The sequence below is a fragment of the Desulfovibrio simplex genome (genome assembly GCF_055387835.1).
The window spans coordinates 2045234-2060453 of sequence record NZ_AP042377.1 but is presented as its reverse complement, the minus strand read 5'-3'; the positions used below and the strand labels follow the sequence as shown (position 1 = coordinate 2060453).

Below are 15220 nucleotides of genomic sequence, written 5' to 3'. Positions count from 1 at the left end.
CGCTGTCGCTGATGACCTCTTTGCGGAACCTTCGCTTCAGATCACAACGCACTTTGTATCCTGCTAGAGCAGATTAACCTTGAAATGCTTCGCATTTCAAATTTTTCATTCAGCCGAAAAATGCGATTTTCGGTAGCCGTTAGCGGGTCTTTACCGCTTACGGATAATCAATGCTGTCTTTGCGGCAGCCGTTGCCCGCAGGGCTTGCCTGAACCGTTGACGGAACCGTCTTACGGGGCAGGACAGCATCGCTACGGATGGCGACAGCGATTGTAAGGGACAAGCCGTGTCGTTACGCATGCTGTCTTCAAGCGTAGTTTCCTGCGTCACAACGCTTGAAGCATCCGTAGCTTCCTTCGTCGCAACGGCTAAAGCTCGGCTGAATCCACGCCACGTTGTGGCGCGCTGCACTTTCGTGCAGCGTTAGAGCATTTACACTTTTTCAAAGTGTAAATGCTCTAAAATACCATAAGCGTTTTAGGGGGTGGGGGCGTGGGGGAGGAGACCCTTTTGCAAAAGGGTCCCTCCCCCACAAAGCGTTTCAAAGTAAAATACTCCAATACCCCGCCCACGGCGCGCATTTGCCGTATTGTCCTTCTTTTGTCCGCTTTCGTGCCGCTTTGGTCATGAAAGCGTGTCGTTTTTTTGGGGGAGTTGCCGTTTTTTCTGATCCTGCCGTAGAAAGCGGTATAGATATATTGCGTAAAAATATACTGCGTAAACATATACTGCGCGGCAGCGCTGTAAGGAGGCCCCATGTTTCGTTTTCTGCGCGTTAATATGGCGACAAAAACCTGTGTGTTTGAAGAAATCCCTCAGGAATACGCTGGCCTTGGCGGTCGCGCCCTGACTTCGGCCATTGTGGCGCGCGAAGTTCCGCCCACCTGCACGCCCATCGGCCCCCACAACAAGCTGGTTTTCGCGCCTGGCCTGCTGGGCGCCACCAACAGCCCCAACGCCAACCGCATTTCCGTGGGCTGTAAAAGCCCGCTTACCGAAGGCATCAAGGAATCCAACGCGGGCGGCCAGCCCGGCGGGCATCTGGCCCGTTTGGGCATCCTGGCCGTGATTGTTGAAGACATGGCCGAAGAAGGCCAGTGGTGGCAGCTTGAAGTGGGCAAGGACCACGCAAAACTTGCGCCTTCTGAAACGGCCGGGCTGAACAATTTTGATACCGTGGCCAAGCTTGTTGAAAAGTACGGCAGTGACTGCAGCTATGTCACCATCGGCCGTGCGGGCGAGTTCAAGCTTACCGCCGCATCCATTGCCTTTACCGACCGCGAGTTGCGCCCCATGCGCCATGCCGGGCGCGGCGGCGTGGGCGCCGTTATGGGCTCTAAAGGACTCAAGGCCATTATCGTGAATCCCGAGGGTGGCAAGAATCAGCCCCTTGTGAACGAAGCGGCCTTCCGCGACGCGTCCAAGCGCTTTGCCAAGGCCCTGGCCGAGCATCCCATCACGAGCAAGGGCCTTGCGGAGTACGGCACCGCCGTGCTTGTGAACATTCTGCATGAAGCGGGCGGCCTGCCCACGGCCAACTTTACCGTGGGCCGGTTTGACAAGCACGAGGCCGTGTCCGGCGAACTGCTGAACCAGGTTACCAAGGAGCGCGGCGGCACGGTGGCGCACGGCTGCATGAGCGGCTGCATGATCCGTTGCAGCGGCATTCTGCCCGACAAGAAAGGCAAGTTCCAGAGCAAGTGGCCCGAATATGAAACCCTGTGGGCTTTTGGTCCCCATTCGGGCATCGGCGATCTGGACGCCATCTCGCAGTATGACTATCTGTGCGACGACATCGGCGTGGATACCATTGACGTGGGTGTCGCCATGGGCGTTGCCATGGCCGGTGGGGCCATTCCTTACGGCGACGCCAAGGCTGTGCTGGACGCCATGCACGCCATCAGCGAGGGCACGCCCCTTGGGCGCATCATAGGTTGCGGCACGGCCACCACTGGCCGGGTTTTCGGCGTGCGCCGGGTGCCCACGGTCAAGGGGCAGAGCCTGCCCGCCTATGACCCGCGCGCCGTCAAGGGCCAGGGCGTTACCTACGCCACGTCGCCCATGGGCGCGGACCATACGGCCGGATATGCCGTTACCGCCAACATCCTGAGCAGCGGCGGCACTGTTGATCCCTTGAAAAAGGAAGGCCAGATCGAGCTTTCGCGCAATCTTCAGGTGGCTACCGCCTCGGTGGATTCCGTGGGGCTGTGCCTGTTTACGGCTTTTGCCATTCTTGACGTGCCGGACGCTTTGCCCGCCATTGTGGACATGCTCAACGCCAAATTCGGCTGGCAGCTTACGGGCGATGACGTGGTGACTCTGGGCCAGCGCATCCTGTCCACGGAAATCGACTTCAACCGCCGCGCGGGCATCACCCAGGCCGCGGACGTGCTGCCCGATTTCTTCATGGATGAAAAACTTCCCCCGCACAACACCACCTTTGACATCACCCACGACGAACTCAAGACCGTGTTCAACTGGATAGAGGAAAAGGACTAGACCGCATTACGAAACATGGCCGCCCCGGTCGGGCAAGACCGGGGCGGCGAAAATTTTTGTCTTGCTGTTTGCGGCAGACAGGTCTGTACCTGCGCAAGGGCTGACATGGGCTTTGCGTATAGCTTGACGGCGGCCCGACGGCATGGGCATATATGATCTGGCCGCCTTAGCGACCAAGGAGTTTGTCATGCACCTGACCGTGAAGCTGAGCACCACGCTGCGCGACCACGTGCCCGGCTATAATCCGGAAGCGGGCCTGCACCTTGCCATGCCGGAGGGCAGCAGCGCGGAACAGTTGGCCCGACACCTGAATCTGCCGCTGCAAGACATCAAAATTGTTATGGTCAACGGACGCCAGCGTAAGGTGGACGATCTCCTGCGCGACGGAGATCGCATTGCCTTCTTCCCGGCTGTCGGTGGAGGCTAGCGTCCGTTGGCCATGACAAAACCAGAAGCGCGCGCCTTTTTTACCCCCTACCTGCGCGCCGAATATCCCGCACCTTCTGACAGCGCCACGGCCTCCTGCGGTCAGGGCGCTTCTGAAAGCACGCTTTTTGTGAGCCTCGCGGGCCTGCGGGCCTGGGCGAAAATGCATGGCCTGCCCGAGCGTGAGGCCATGGCGCGCCTGCTGCCCTTCAACATATGGCCCGAACGGTTTCGCCGTAACTTCGGCCTGTTCTCCGCACAGGACATGGCCCGTCTGTTGCGCAGCCGTATTCTTGTTCTTGGCTGCGGCGGGCTTGGGGGGCACGCGGCGGAATTGCTGGCGCGGATGGGCGCGGGTTTTTTGCGCCTTGTGGACAATGATGTTTTTGACGAGAGCAATCTCAACCGCCAGCGCTTCTGCACCGAAAGCGCCCTGGGCCATCCCAAGGCCCTTGTGCTGCGGCAGGCCCTTGCCGACGTGGCTTCGCACCTTGACGTCGAGGTAGCGCAGCTTGAAGCGGACGAGAACAATCTGCCTGATCTTGTGCGGGGTGTGGACGTGGCCCTGGACTGCCTCGACAATATTGCGGACAAGTCAGCGCTGGAAAAGGCCAGTCTTGCGGCGGGGGTGCCCTTTGTGCACGGCTCCGTCCTGAGGGACGAGGGTTTTGCCTATGTGAACGGGGGGCCCATGCCCCGTCTGACGGAGCTGTATCCGCAGGGGCAAAGTTCTGAAGAACTGGCGCAAACCCGCCGCGAAGGCGTGGGAACGCTGGCTCCGGCGGCCGTGGCCTGTCTTATGGTCAGGCTGTGCCTGCGCGTTGTGCTTGCCCCGTCTTCTGAGGCAGGGGTTGAGGCCGACGGAAAGCCGGCAACCGGGCATCCGCCAGGCGCGCCCCTGTCAGCCGGGCATGGCCCAGGGGTGCTGTCGCCGCTCTATCATCTGGACATGTCCGTTCCGGAACTGGAACGCTTTTTCTGGGAGTAAACCGCCAGTGGGGCAGGCGCTATCCTGCCGGGCCTATCTGCCCGCATATTCCCAGATGATTTGCCCCGTCTTTTCCGTGCCGTAGCCCCCGAGGGCCGTTACCGCCTGCTTGAAGTCAGCGCTACGTATGACGTCCAGCAGGGCCTGCATGGCCGGCGTTTTATAAAAGCGCCGGGGGATGACGAGGTCGTATTCTTCCACGCCCACGGGCACAAAGGGCAGGCCCAGCGCGTTGGCGGCGGAGCGCACGGCAAGGCCCGCGTCCGCGCGGCCTGAAAGCACGGCCGCGGCCACATTCATGTGGGTGTACTCCTCATCCCGGTAGCCGGTGATGCGCGTGGGCGCAATGGCAAGACAGGCGAGCCTGTAGTCCAGCAGCACGCGGGTTCCGCTGCCGCGCTGCCGGTTCACGAAGCGCAGCCCTTCCCGCGCCAGATCCTCGATGCCGCTGATGCCAAGGGGATTGCCCGGGGCTGTCAAAATGCCCTGTTCCCTGTCCACAAGGCGCAGCAGAACAACGGGCTCCTCAAGATTTTCTTCAATGGCCTTGCGGTTGTATACGCCACTGGCGGCATCCAGCAGATGGCTGCCCGCCAGATGGCACTGGCCGCGCCCGAGGGCCATGAGCCCGCCAAGAGAGCCCACATGGGCCGAGGTGAGGCGAAAGCGGGGGTGAGTTTTGCGCAGCAGGCTGTCCAGCAGGTCCAGCGTGTTGTCGTGACTGCCGATGGCCAGCAGGGCGTTGTCGAGCGCGGCCTGCGGACGCAGCAAGTCCACTGTCACGGGTTCCCCGGCGTCGCAGCCCTCGCTGTCGCGGGGGATGCGGATGATGCCGTCGGCGCGGCTCAGGCTGGTGATGGTTCCCGCGCCGCGCGGCAGGGGCACGGCGACTATGGTTCCATCCACCCGGCCCAGCTTCACGCGCAGCCGTTCCTCCATACCGGGGCGCGAGGGCAGCGGGTTGCAGGGGATGGCCGTGGCCTTTTCGCGTTCCGTGGCGACACGCTTCTGCCACAGGGCCAGCAGGGGCAGCACAAATTCTTCCATGGCTATACCGGCCGAAACCGGATATCCGGGCACGCCGATAACGGGCTTGCCGCGCACCACGGCCAGAACCGCGGGCTTGCCGGGCATGACCGAAACGCCGTGCACCAGCACCTCGCCCAATGATTCCAGCACATGGGCCGTGTAGTCGTGACTGCCGGCCGAAGACCCGGCATTAAGGATGACAAGGTCGGCCCCCGCACCCGTTATTGCGTCCGCTCCCGTACCTGCCCCCGCGCCCGCACCTGCGTCCACTCCAGACCTTGCTCCAGACTCTATTCCTGGCCCCGTTCCCGCTTCCACCGTATTCAGCGCGCCAAGGGCGGCCGTGACGGCGGCGGCAATGGCCTCCGGCTCGTCGGGAACCACGGGCAGGGTGACGGGATCGCCCCCGGCCTCCGTAATCATTGCCGAAAAGATCAGCGAATTGAATTCCGGCAGCACCCGTCCGGCGCGCAGGTCTTCCTCTCTGGCCTGGTTCAGGGGCACAATTTCCGAACCGCTGGGAACAATGGCGACGCGCGGGCGCGCGAACACCGGCACTTCAAGCACGCCGCCCGCAGCCAGCGCGCCCAGATCGTACGGGCCAATGCACACGCCGGGCGGCAGGATGATTTCCGTGGCCACCATGTCCTCGCCCATCTTGCGCACATGCTGCCAGGGAAAGGTGGCTTTTTCTATGACGGCCCACTGAACATCTCCGACAGTTTCGGTATTGACGTTTTCCACCATGATGACAGCGTTGCAGCCGTCGGGCAGGGGATGGCCGGTGTTGATCCAGTGGGCGGCCTTGCCGATCGCAAGGCGCAGGGGATTGCGCGCGGAAGCGGCAAAGGTGTCCTCGGCATTGACGGCAATACCGTCCATGGCCGCTCCGTGAAATGCCGGGGAAGACCGCAGGGCCGCCACAGGGCGGCTGAGCACACGGTGAAGCGCCCGAGTCAGGGGAACGGTTTCTTCCGTCAGGTTGTGCGCGTGGGCGTTCAGCTTTGAAAACCAGAGATTTCTGGCTTCATCGGGCGGCAGCAGGGTCAGATAGGTATTGCGTTTCAAGGGTGTTCTCCGTGCTGGTGCGGGGTAAATGTGGCGGCTTTACTGAAACAGTTCCACCATGACCATATCTCCCGCATTGAGTCCTTCGCGGTTCTCCGGGCAGACCAGCAGGCCGTCAGCCGCCGTCATGCCGGTAATAATGCCGGAGGTTCCCGTGAGGGGGTCGGCCTCATACAGCGGGCACAGTGCGTCGCCGCTGTTGGGCGCTGTTTGCGCAAGCGGCGTCAGACGAACGCGCAGGTAGTCGCGGCGGCCCTGTGCCGAGGCTATGGAGCGCGTCAGGCGCGCCGGAACGCGGGGGGCAATTTCCGGCTCTGTCTGGCCCTGAAGATGGTGGAGCAGGGGCAGCAGAAAGACCCGCGCGCAGATGAGGGCGCTGGCGGTATGCCCCGGCAGCCCCATGAGGCAGACCGTGCGCCCGGCAGCGGCGGCGCGGCCCAGAATGAAGGGCTTGCCGGGGCTGAGGGCCACGCCGTGAGTGAGAATTTCTCCACCGGGCACGGCGGTGAACACTTCAACCGTGTGGTCGCGCATGCCCGCCGACGAACCGCCCGACACCACCACCACATCGTATTCGTCGGCAAGCCGTGTAAGGCACGCCTCAAGTTCACCGGCATCGTCGCGCACAAGCCCGGCCCGCACCGCCTGCGCCCCTGCCTCGCGGCACAGGGCGGCGATGCTGTGGGCGTTGACGTCGCGGACTTTTCCGGGCGGCGGCGTTTCTTCAATGGGCACGACTTCATCCCCGGTGGACACAATGGCCACGCGCGGGCTGCGCCGCACCGCCACCTTCGTCTGGCCAAAGGCCGCCAGAAGTCCGATGTCCTGCGGGCGCAGGCGGCGTCCGGCGGAGAGGAGCCGCGCTCCGGCGGCAGCGTCGTCGTCACGCAGAACGACATTGTCGCCTGGGGCCTGACTGCGGGTCAGTTCCACAAGGTTGCCACCGGCAGTGCGGGAATACTCCACCATAACCGCGCAGTCCGCGCCCTGCGGCAGCATGCCGCCCGTAAGTATGCGCGCCGTCTGCCCCTCGTGAAGAATGACGGAGGGAGCCGCCCCCATGGGGCAGTCGCCCACGCATTCCACAAGGGCCGGGTTGCCCTCCTGCGCGCCAAAAATATCGCGGGCCCGCACGGCGTAGCCGTCCACAGTGGCGCGGTCGAATCCGGGCAGGTCTGCGGGGGCCGTAAAATCATCCGCAAGGCGGCGGCCAGAGGCCGCGTCCAGCGGGACGCGTTCGGCGCGCAGCACGGGAAAGGTACGGATATGGCCAATAACCGTTTCCACGGGCTGCAAGGTCAAAAAGGATTTCACGCCGGGCCTCCGGGTGGCATTTTAGAGCATTTTCACCGTGAAATGCGGGTGGACGCGTGGGCAGCGCCCGCCAAAAAACCGCAAACGCACCCCGTTTGCGCGGGGACGCGCCGTAACCGGCGGGTTTTGCCATTGGGAACGCATAGCCCAAGGCCAACCTGCTCCGACAAAATGGATAACCCTTTAAATTTAGCAGTAAACCTTGCTAAAGGGCAATACATGAATGCCGCTCGACAAAAGCCGCGCCAAGGGGAGCGCGGCATGGGGATCGCGGTATGGCACTAAACCGGAGGTGCGCCGCATGTGCCTTGCGTGGTGTGCTAGCCGAGTTGTTGCATGCGTTCAGAGGCAGGCCCGAGGCAATCTTTTTAGGATAGTGAGCACTGTAGGATGGCAAAGGAGACGTGAGAGAACAGGTGTGCGCCGTCGCCAGCCAGTTTCATTGTGAAAATGCTCTGGCCCTGTGCGGTCGGGCAGTGAACTGCGGTAAAAGTTTTGGGGGGTGGGGGCGTGGGGGAGGAGACCCTTTTACAAAAGGGTCCCTCCCCCACAAAGCATTCCCTCCCCACAAAGCATTCCAATATGACATTGCTACTAGCGGCCGAGCAGGTGCAGAAAAACGCCTGTGGCGAGCATGTCGGCGCAGCCGCCGGGGCTGAGCCTGCGTCGCACAAAGGCCGCGCCCATGCGGTCAAGGGTGCGGCGGCCGTCGGCGGTGTCCAGCCCCCCAGCGTCAAGGGCCGTGGCCGCGTAAGCTCGTGCCAGGGCAAAGCCTCTGCCGCCCCCGCGCCAGAGCAGGCTCGTATCCTCGACGCGGGCCAGCAGTTCCAGCAGGGTGTGGACCATGGCCCTGTTCATGTTCACGGCCGCGTCATGCCGCCGCAGGCTGTGGCAGGCAAGGGCCACGCCGGGAAAGCCCTGCTCCGCCTCGCCGCGCACGCCGCGCATGCCGTACATGACATAGATGACCTCGCCGGGGGTCAGGCTGCGGCCCAGGGGTTTTTCCAGCAGGGGGCGCATGGCCTTGGGCAGGGCATGCCGCGCCTTGTGAGGGCAGAAACCCGGAATGGCCAGTTGTGCCGCCTTGGGGCCGCAGGGCAGGGCGGCCATGTCCGCTCCGGTGATGCCTCGCACAAAGGAGGCCGCCGTGCGGCAGAGGGCCTGCACGTTTGCGGCGCTGCCCATTCTTCCTACGGCGGCGCAGAAGAGGCCCAGGGAGAAAATCAATCCCTTGTGGGTATTGACGCCACTGGTGGCCGCGAACATGTCGTGTTCGGCCTTGAGGCCCAGCGCCCGCAGGCGTGGAAAGACATCCCGCGTCTCCAGCGCTGTGGTGGCCGATCCCAGAGCGTGGGCCTGGGTGAAATAGCCTTGCAGGGCAAGAGCGCTGCGCACAAAGGTGATGTAGTTCATGTCCGTATGCGCGCCCTGGCTGTCACGACAGACCAGCCCCGGCTTTGGCCCGGCGGCGGCTTCAAGAATGGCGGCCCGTGTGGCCAGTTCGCCAACGCGGGCCGAGGAAACGGGTGATTTTTCATGCCGCGTGCGGGCACATGCGCACAGGCTTTTCAGGCTCGGCAGCGGGACAGGGGCTGGCATTGCCGTACCCGGCATGGCGGATGAAGAGAGCAGGCGGGGGACTTCAGGCATGCGGGGTTCCGTGTGGGCTTGCCAGTGTTGGATGTAAGGGCCGTTGTGCGGCGCACGAAGGATATTTTTCTGTTGTTTGCCTGATTCCGGTTCCGATTGCGGTTCGGCTCCGACGGGGACTCCGGCCCCGATTCTGAACCCGATTCCGGCCTTGATTCAGGTGCGCCGTCCCTGAACCCGAGCAGCAAAAAGGCAGAGCATCAGGATTGGGCGTCCGCGCTGCGGGCAAGGGTCAGCAGACCACGTACATGGGCCATGATTTCTTCCGGATCGTGCTTGCCCTGTCTGCGGCAGAGGCTTGCCGGGGCTTGGCACAAAAAGCAGCGCCGCGGGGGAAGGCCCAGGTCCGACCGGTTCACAGGCTGCCCTTGCGCGTTGAGCACGTCCGCATCAGCCAGCCTGCCCAAGGGGTGCTCTTCTTCCACGGCCACGCAAAGCGCCTTAAGCTGTGCCGGGTCAAGGTTCACGGCGGCTATCCAGCAGGGGCCGTCCACTCCGGCGCGTTCTGTTTCGGCCGCGAAACAGGCTGCGTGCCCGCAGTCACGCGCAATGGCGCGGCGAAGGGCCTGCCGCAGGCTGTCGAAGGTCTGCGCCGAACCAGCCGGATTTTTATCCGATCCGGGGATGTTGAGCGTGAGCGAAATCACGGCCTGCCCGCAGGTTGCGGCAAGCTCGCGGCGCGTGCTCCAGCGCGCTTCTCTTTCAGCAAGGATGGCGGCAAGGATGGCGGCAAGGATGTCGTTCAGGCTCATGAAAACTCCGATTCCGGCGCGGCGGTGTCAGGGCTTTCGCCGCGCCGGAGCAGGGGGCGTGTGTCCGTTATTTTGTGGCGTAGATGTGGTCCACAATGGTTCCGTCACGGTATTCCATCGTGCCCACGACCTTGTCGCCGCGCTCGTAGGCAAGAGGCTTGCCGGTCATGCGCACGGCCTGGTCGTGCAGGTCTTCAATGCCGCATACGGGCAGGCGCGCGTCACGCAGTCTGTCCGCCAGTTCCTTGCGGGCCGGATTCACGGCAATGCCGCGTTCCGTCACCAGCACGTCCACTGTGGAGCCTATGGTTGTCAGGGTGGTGCATTTTTCCACCACAATGGGCAGGCGGGCGCGCACCAGGGGGGCCACGATGATGGTCAGCTTGGCCCCGGCTGCGGCGTCGTTGTGGCCGCCGGACCCGCCGATGATATTGCCGTTGGAATCCGTGGTGACGTTGACGTTGAAATCAAGGTCGATTTCAGTGCCGCCCAGCAGGACGGCGTCGAGAAAGTCCACGCAATTGCTTTTTCTGTTGGGGTTCGCGTAGGTGTCGGCGGATATTTCAACGTGGCGCGGGTTCTGGGCAATGGATTTGACGCTGCTCAGGTCAAAGCACTGCACGTCAAACACGTTATCGAACAGGCCTTCTTCAAGCATTTCGACCATGTATTTGGTGATGCCGCCGAGCAGAAAACCGCCGTGCACCTTCATGGCGCGCATGTCTTCGCGCAGAAAGAGCGATGCCGCCAACGAAGCGCCGCCAGCGCCCGTCTGATAGCAGAAGCCGTCGTGCAGCAGGCCGGAGGCCTTGATGACGGCCTGGGCGTTGCGGGCAATGGCCAGGGCCACAGGATCGCGCGTGAGGCTGATGGAGCCGGAGACAATGCCCGCAGGATCGCCGATTTTGTCCACAACAACCACATGGTCCACCACGTCGTGCGGTATGCTCACGCGGCCAAGGCCGCCCTCAACCACATGGTCGGTCACGGCGATGACCTTTGCGGCATGTTGCGTGTCGGGGATGATATAGCCCAGCGAGCCGCAGGCGGACGGGCCTTCTGTGCCGGTGATGTTGCCCATGGCGCCCACGGCGGGCGCGGCGACCACGGCGATGTCTATCTTGAGCGAGCCTTCGCCTATGGCGCGGGGCCGCCCGCCGTGCGAGCGGAACATGACGGGCGTGGGCAAAATGCCGCCTGTGACGGCTTTGGCCAGGGGGCCGCTCATGTAGTCCGTATCAAGCCCTGTGATGACGCCGGTCTTGATATGCTCGATCAGGTGCTCGTGCACGGGAAAAAGCGAAGAGCAGGCCACGGTGATGCCCTTGACCCCAAGGGTGGCCACAGCGTCCATGGTCATGTTGACCACATGGTCGCCATTGCGCAGGTGGTGGTGAAAAGACAGGGTCATGCCGTCCTTGAGCCCGCATTCACGCAGCGCGGCGGCAATGGTGGATATATATTTGCGTTTCATTACAGCGCCCCCTTATGCATCAGCCAGAAGCAGGATGCGTTCCGCCCGTTTGATAATGGGCAGGTCAATCATCATTCCGTCCAGTGAAACGGCTCCCTTGCCTTCATCGCTGGCTTTGCGGGCCGCCGCCATGACGCGTCTGGCCCAGTTGACCTTATCCGGCGCGGGCATGAATGCCTGGTTGACCCTGTGCACGTGGTGGGGCGAAATGACGGCCTTGCCGTCAAAACCCAACTGCACGGCAAAGGCGGCGTCTTTTTCAAGTCCTTCAAGGTCAGACACAAAAGGAAAGGGCGTATCAATGGCCAGAACGCCCGCAGCCTTGCAGGCCGTAAGCAGACGCGAGCGGGCATAGGCGATCTCGGCCCCTTCGGCTGTGCGCTGCGCACCCATCGACGCGGTGAAATCCTCAGCGCCAAGAAGGATGCCGTGCAGGGCCTTGCTGGCCGAAGCTATGGCGTAGGCGTTCTCCAGCCCCAGGGGGCTTTCAATGATGGCAAGGGCCTTGACGGTTGCGGTGCTGCCGCATTTTTGCCGCGCGCTTTCTATGGCTTCGGCCACTTGCAGCACTTGCTCCGCGCTTTCAATCTTGGGCACCATGACAAAATCCGTTCCGGCGGCGACCACGGCTTGCATGTCAGCCTGCCAGTAGGGCGTGTCCAGACCGTTGATGCGTACCGTCACCCCCACGCCTTGCGGGCGCAGTTCTGTCAGGGCATGGCTCACCAGTGTGCGAGCGGCGTCTTTTTCCAACTGGGCCACGGCATCCTCAAGGTCAAAGATGACCACATCCGCTCCCAGACACTGCGCGCTGGCAAGCATGCCGGGGTTGTTGCCCGGCATGAAAAGAAAGGTTCTGTTGCGCATCACATTTTCTCCTTAAAGCGGGCAATGGCCGTTTCCATACGGGCCTTGATGGTGCATTCCAGCGCGCCCTTGTCCTGAACCGTGACTTCAACGCCCTTGAGGCCGGACTGCGCCATGCACTGTGCCACAACCGAACGGATGGCCTCGCCAAACTGGTTCATGACGATGCTGGAAAGGCTGATGGACGTATCTGTTCCGCCCACAGCGGTAATGGTGATGAAAATGTCGTTGGATTCCAGTGTGCCTGCCATGGCACTGCATTGGTTGTTCATTATGTCTCCTGCGGCGGCCAGGGGCGCCATTTGGGAACTGGACAAGATTAACCTTGAAATGCTTCACATCTCAATTTGTCATTCAGCCGAAAAATGCGATTTGCGGTAGCCGTTCGCGGGTCTTTGCCGCTTACGGATGGCGACAGCCATTAACCAATTGCTGTCTTCGCGGCAGCCGTTGCTTTATCCGTAGTTTCCTGCGTCACAACGCTTTAAGCCTGCGTCGCAACGGCTGAGGCTCGGCGGAATCACGCCACGCTGTAGCGCGCCGCACTCTCGTACAGCGTCAGAGCGTTTCCCCCTTTTAAAGGTAAAATGCCCTGAAAATATCAATGTCGTCCGACATGCTCCCTGAGCTTTTGCCGTATCCGCGCGCTGTCGGCGGAGCGCAAAAAGTCCAGGGTCACTGGAGGCAGCAAGTGCGCCATCTCCTGCCATGCCGCCCCTGAGACGTCGCCCCTGAAGAGCGCCCGCACTTTTGAAGCGCTTATGGCCTGGCCGTCGGTTTGCAGACGCGGAATTTCATGCAGTTCAATGGCGTGCCCTTCAAACACGGCCGCCATGGCGGCATTGTAGGCGGCGGTGACGGGATCAAGCGGTTCTGTGCCCACAAAGCGCAGGCCTATGCCCAGATCTTTGGCAATGCGCGTGGCGAATATGGTGCAGTCAAGCGCGGCGTGAACCGAGCCCACCTTGGCATCCGCCGTGAAATAGGCCGGAAAACTGGCGCGCGACACCATGTACGGCCCGGCGGGCAGCACAAGGATATTGTCCACATCGACGAGGCCCTTGCGTACAAGATTAAGCCGCACGGCAAAGGGAAAAACGGAAACGTCCTCTTCCACCACAAAGACCAGCAGCTTTTCACAGGCTGCGGCAGCGGCGCGGGCCAGATATTCATGCCCCCGTGTGAAGGGGTTGGCGTTCATGACAATGGCCCCCAGCCTCGCATGCGAAGAAAGGCCCGTGGCGGCGGGAGCATCAGCAACATCCTGTTTCCAGCCGTGACCGCGTATGGCGTCCCGTGTGGCAGCGAGCCAGTCGGCATAGTTGGGCCTCCCCTGTTCCAGCAGGGCCGCGTCTTGTGTCGCCGCCACAAGGTCAAAACCGGAAGCCCCGAATTTCTGCGCCTCCGAGGCCTTGGTGAAGATGAAGAAATGGCTTGCGCCTTCCTGCCTGCCATGCAGCACAAGGCGGCTCAGAATGGAGGTGGCAAGGCCCCCCTCACGGGCATGCGGAGCCACGCAGATGCCGCAGAGAACCGTGCCCGCAAGAAAGCCGCAGGCCGCCAGCTGGCCGTCCTCGTAAAAGCCGAGGCCGTAGGTGCGTCCTGCGGGCAGACTCAACCCCGACAATGCGAGCAGCGCTTGAGCCTGGGCGAGGTCATGGTCTGTAATGATTTCAAAATAGCCCTGCATATGCCTTCCTGTGTTCTTCCCGTCGCCCCGACCCCGGCCATATGGCAGTATGGCCGGGGCGGCGGAAAAGGGTGAGCGCCATGCAAGCGCGGCAGCTTCAGTTGGAGAATATCACCTTTAGCCCGCGTAGAACATACGCATGAGGATGACGGCCAGGACGACCACGGCCGCGCCGCCAATGCGCGTGGATATCTGGGCAAAGGGCATGAGTTCCATACGTCCGGCGGCGGAGAGAATGGCCACGTCGCCCGTGCCGCCGAGACCGCTGTGGCAGCCGGTAACCAGAGCCGCTTCCACGGGGTACATGTTAAGGAATTTGGCGCTGAAAAATCCAGTGCCCACCATGGCCAGCACCGTGCAGACCACGGTGATGACGTAGCTTGGCTGAATGACCGCCACAACGTCCTTCCACGGCGTGTAGCAGACGCCCACGCCCACAAGGAGCGCCCAGGTGAGGTTTTTGGAAACGAACAGGTAAAACTGGTACGCGGCCTTTTCCGCCACCTTGGGCATGATGTTGGTGGCCTTGGCAATGGCGGCCGAGAGAATCATGATGATGGGGGCGGGAATGGGGATGACAAGGTTGACCAGCATGCCGAACAGATAGAAGCAGCAAGCGGTCAGCAGGCCCATGCCCAGAATGGTCACGTCAATGGGTTCTTCTTCTTTCGTGAGGTTCAGGTTGTCGTCGCCCACACGCACAAGCTTGCCGTTGCCGGTCTGGTGGGGATTTTTCACCGCGTAGCGTTTGAGGATGCCTGCGCAGATAATGGCGGTGACGTTGCCAAGCATGGCGGCCGGAGCCACCATGGCGATGAACCTGCCGGGGTCGGTGCCCTGAATTTCGGCATAACCGGCAGACAGGGGCAGGATTCCTTCACCAACGCCGCCGGAAATGATGGGCACTACAATATAAAAGAATGTCTCAAACAGACCGTGGCCCAGCAGGGTACCCACGGCGGTGCCAACCATGCAACTGGCTATGGTGCCCAGAATCAGCGGCACAAACATGCGCAAAAAGCCCTGGATGAGCACCTGCCGTAGCATGCCGAGTATGCTGCCCGTCACAAGACAGGCTATATAGAAGTAAAGAAAGTTCGCTCCCCCGTTCTTGTTGGCGGTAAAATGCATGATGGCCTCCTTGGCGGGGCCGTCAAGCAGGCTGTAATACACAAGAACCGAAGGAATGAAGATGGAAAGGATGGCCGGCCCGCCGATGTCCTTGAGAACGGGAATGCGCAGCCCCATGTCGCCAAGGAGTATGCCCATGACCAGCATGACGGCGAAGCCGCCGATCATGTCCTTGGGCAGCTTGCCAAAATAGGAGGCCGCAAAGATGATGATGGCAAAACATATGTACAGGGGCAGGGGAACCGGCCCGATCTTGAAGCTGCAAAACCTGTCCAACAGGCCGCCGGACGTTGTTTCTGCGTGTTGCATGAGTAAACCCTCCTGACAGAATT

13 protein-coding genes are annotated in these 15220 nt (G+C 62.0%); 3 read left to right on the top strand and 10 right to left on the bottom strand.

The window, feature by feature from the left end; all coding sequences use genetic code 11:
- Nucleotides 1-150: 150 nt before the first annotated feature.
- Complete coding sequence (locus ACZ5DH_RS08455) at nucleotides 151-330, bottom strand: hypothetical protein (RefSeq protein ID WP_464253887.1); 180 nt, start codon at nucleotides 328-330, stop codon at nucleotides 151-153.
- A 426-nt stretch (nucleotides 331-756) separates the two neighbouring features.
- On the opposite strand from ACZ5DH_RS08455, the gene ACZ5DH_RS08450 reads away from it, so the two are divergent.
- From ACZ5DH_RS08450 to ACZ5DH_RS08440, 3 genes are all read left to right on the top strand, one after another.
- Nucleotides 757-2499, top strand: coding sequence for an aldehyde ferredoxin oxidoreductase C-terminal domain-containing protein (locus tag ACZ5DH_RS08450; RefSeq protein WP_464253886.1), 1743 nt, complete (start codon nucleotides 757-759; stop codon nucleotides 2497-2499).
- A gap of 187 nt (nucleotides 2500-2686) precedes the next feature.
- Nucleotides 2687-2926: a MoaD/ThiS family protein gene (locus tag ACZ5DH_RS08445; RefSeq protein ID WP_291302281.1), complete on the top strand. Its 240-nt coding sequence runs from the start codon at nucleotides 2687-2689 to the stop codon at nucleotides 2924-2926.
- A gap of 12 nt (nucleotides 2927-2938) precedes the next feature.
- Complete coding sequence (locus ACZ5DH_RS08440; protein ID WP_464253885.1) at nucleotides 2939-3913, top strand: HesA/MoeB/ThiF family protein; 975 nt, start codon at nucleotides 2939-2941, stop codon at nucleotides 3911-3913.
- A gap of 33 nt (nucleotides 3914-3946) precedes the next feature.
- On the opposite strand, the gene ACZ5DH_RS08435 is transcribed toward ACZ5DH_RS08440, so the two are convergent.
- From ACZ5DH_RS08435 to ACZ5DH_RS08395, 9 genes are all read right to left on the bottom strand, one after another.
- A complete protein-coding gene (locus ACZ5DH_RS08435; RefSeq protein WP_464253884.1) occupies nucleotides 3947-6010 on the bottom strand; it encodes a molybdopterin biosynthesis protein in 2064 nt (687 codons plus the stop codon).
- A gap of 39 nt (nucleotides 6011-6049) precedes the next feature.
- Entirely contained in the window at nucleotides 6050-7324 is a 1275-nt protein-coding gene (locus ACZ5DH_RS08430) for a molybdopterin molybdotransferase MoeA (protein WP_464253883.1), read from the bottom strand.
- Nucleotides 7325-7918: 594 nt separating this feature from the next.
- Nucleotides 7919-8974 carry a triphosphoribosyl-dephospho-CoA synthase gene (locus ACZ5DH_RS08425; RefSeq protein ID WP_464253882.1) on the bottom strand — a complete coding sequence of 352 codons (1056 nt, stop codon included), beginning with the start codon at nucleotides 8972-8974 and terminating at the stop codon, nucleotides 7919-7921.
- Nucleotides 8975-9174: 200 nt separating this feature from the next.
- Nucleotides 9175-9726, bottom strand: a complete 552-nt coding sequence (citX, locus tag ACZ5DH_RS08420; RefSeq protein ID WP_464253881.1) for a citrate lyase holo-[acyl-carrier protein] synthase — start codon at nucleotides 9724-9726, stop codon at nucleotides 9175-9177.
- Nucleotides 9727-9793: 67 nt separating this feature from the next.
- Nucleotides 9794-11200, bottom strand: coding sequence for a citrate lyase subunit alpha (gene citF / locus ACZ5DH_RS08415; RefSeq protein ID WP_464253880.1), 1407 nt, complete (start codon nucleotides 11198-11200; stop codon nucleotides 9794-9796).
- Nucleotides 11201-11212: 12 nt separating this feature from the next.
- Nucleotides 11213-12067, bottom strand: a complete 855-nt coding sequence (locus tag ACZ5DH_RS08410) for an HpcH/HpaI aldolase/citrate lyase family protein (protein WP_464256527.1) — start codon at nucleotides 12065-12067, stop codon at nucleotides 11213-11215.
- Nucleotides 12067-12339 carry a citrate lyase acyl carrier protein gene (gene citD / locus ACZ5DH_RS08405; protein ID WP_464253879.1) on the bottom strand — a complete coding sequence of 91 codons (273 nt, stop codon included), beginning with the start codon at nucleotides 12337-12339 and terminating at the stop codon, nucleotides 12067-12069. Before citD ends, ACZ5DH_RS08410 begins: the two co-directional genes overlap by 1 nt.
- A 329-nt stretch (nucleotides 12340-12668) precedes the next feature.
- Entirely contained in the window at nucleotides 12669-13757 is a 1089-nt protein-coding gene (locus ACZ5DH_RS08400; protein WP_464253878.1) for a hypothetical protein, read from the bottom strand.
- Nucleotides 13758-13874: 117 nt separating this feature from the next.
- On the bottom strand, nucleotides 13875-15197 hold the full coding sequence (locus tag ACZ5DH_RS08395) for a 2-hydroxycarboxylate transporter family protein (protein ID WP_464253877.1): 1323 nt from the start codon (nucleotides 15195-15197) through the stop codon (nucleotides 13875-13877).
- Nucleotides 15198-15220 lie beyond the last annotated feature (23 nt).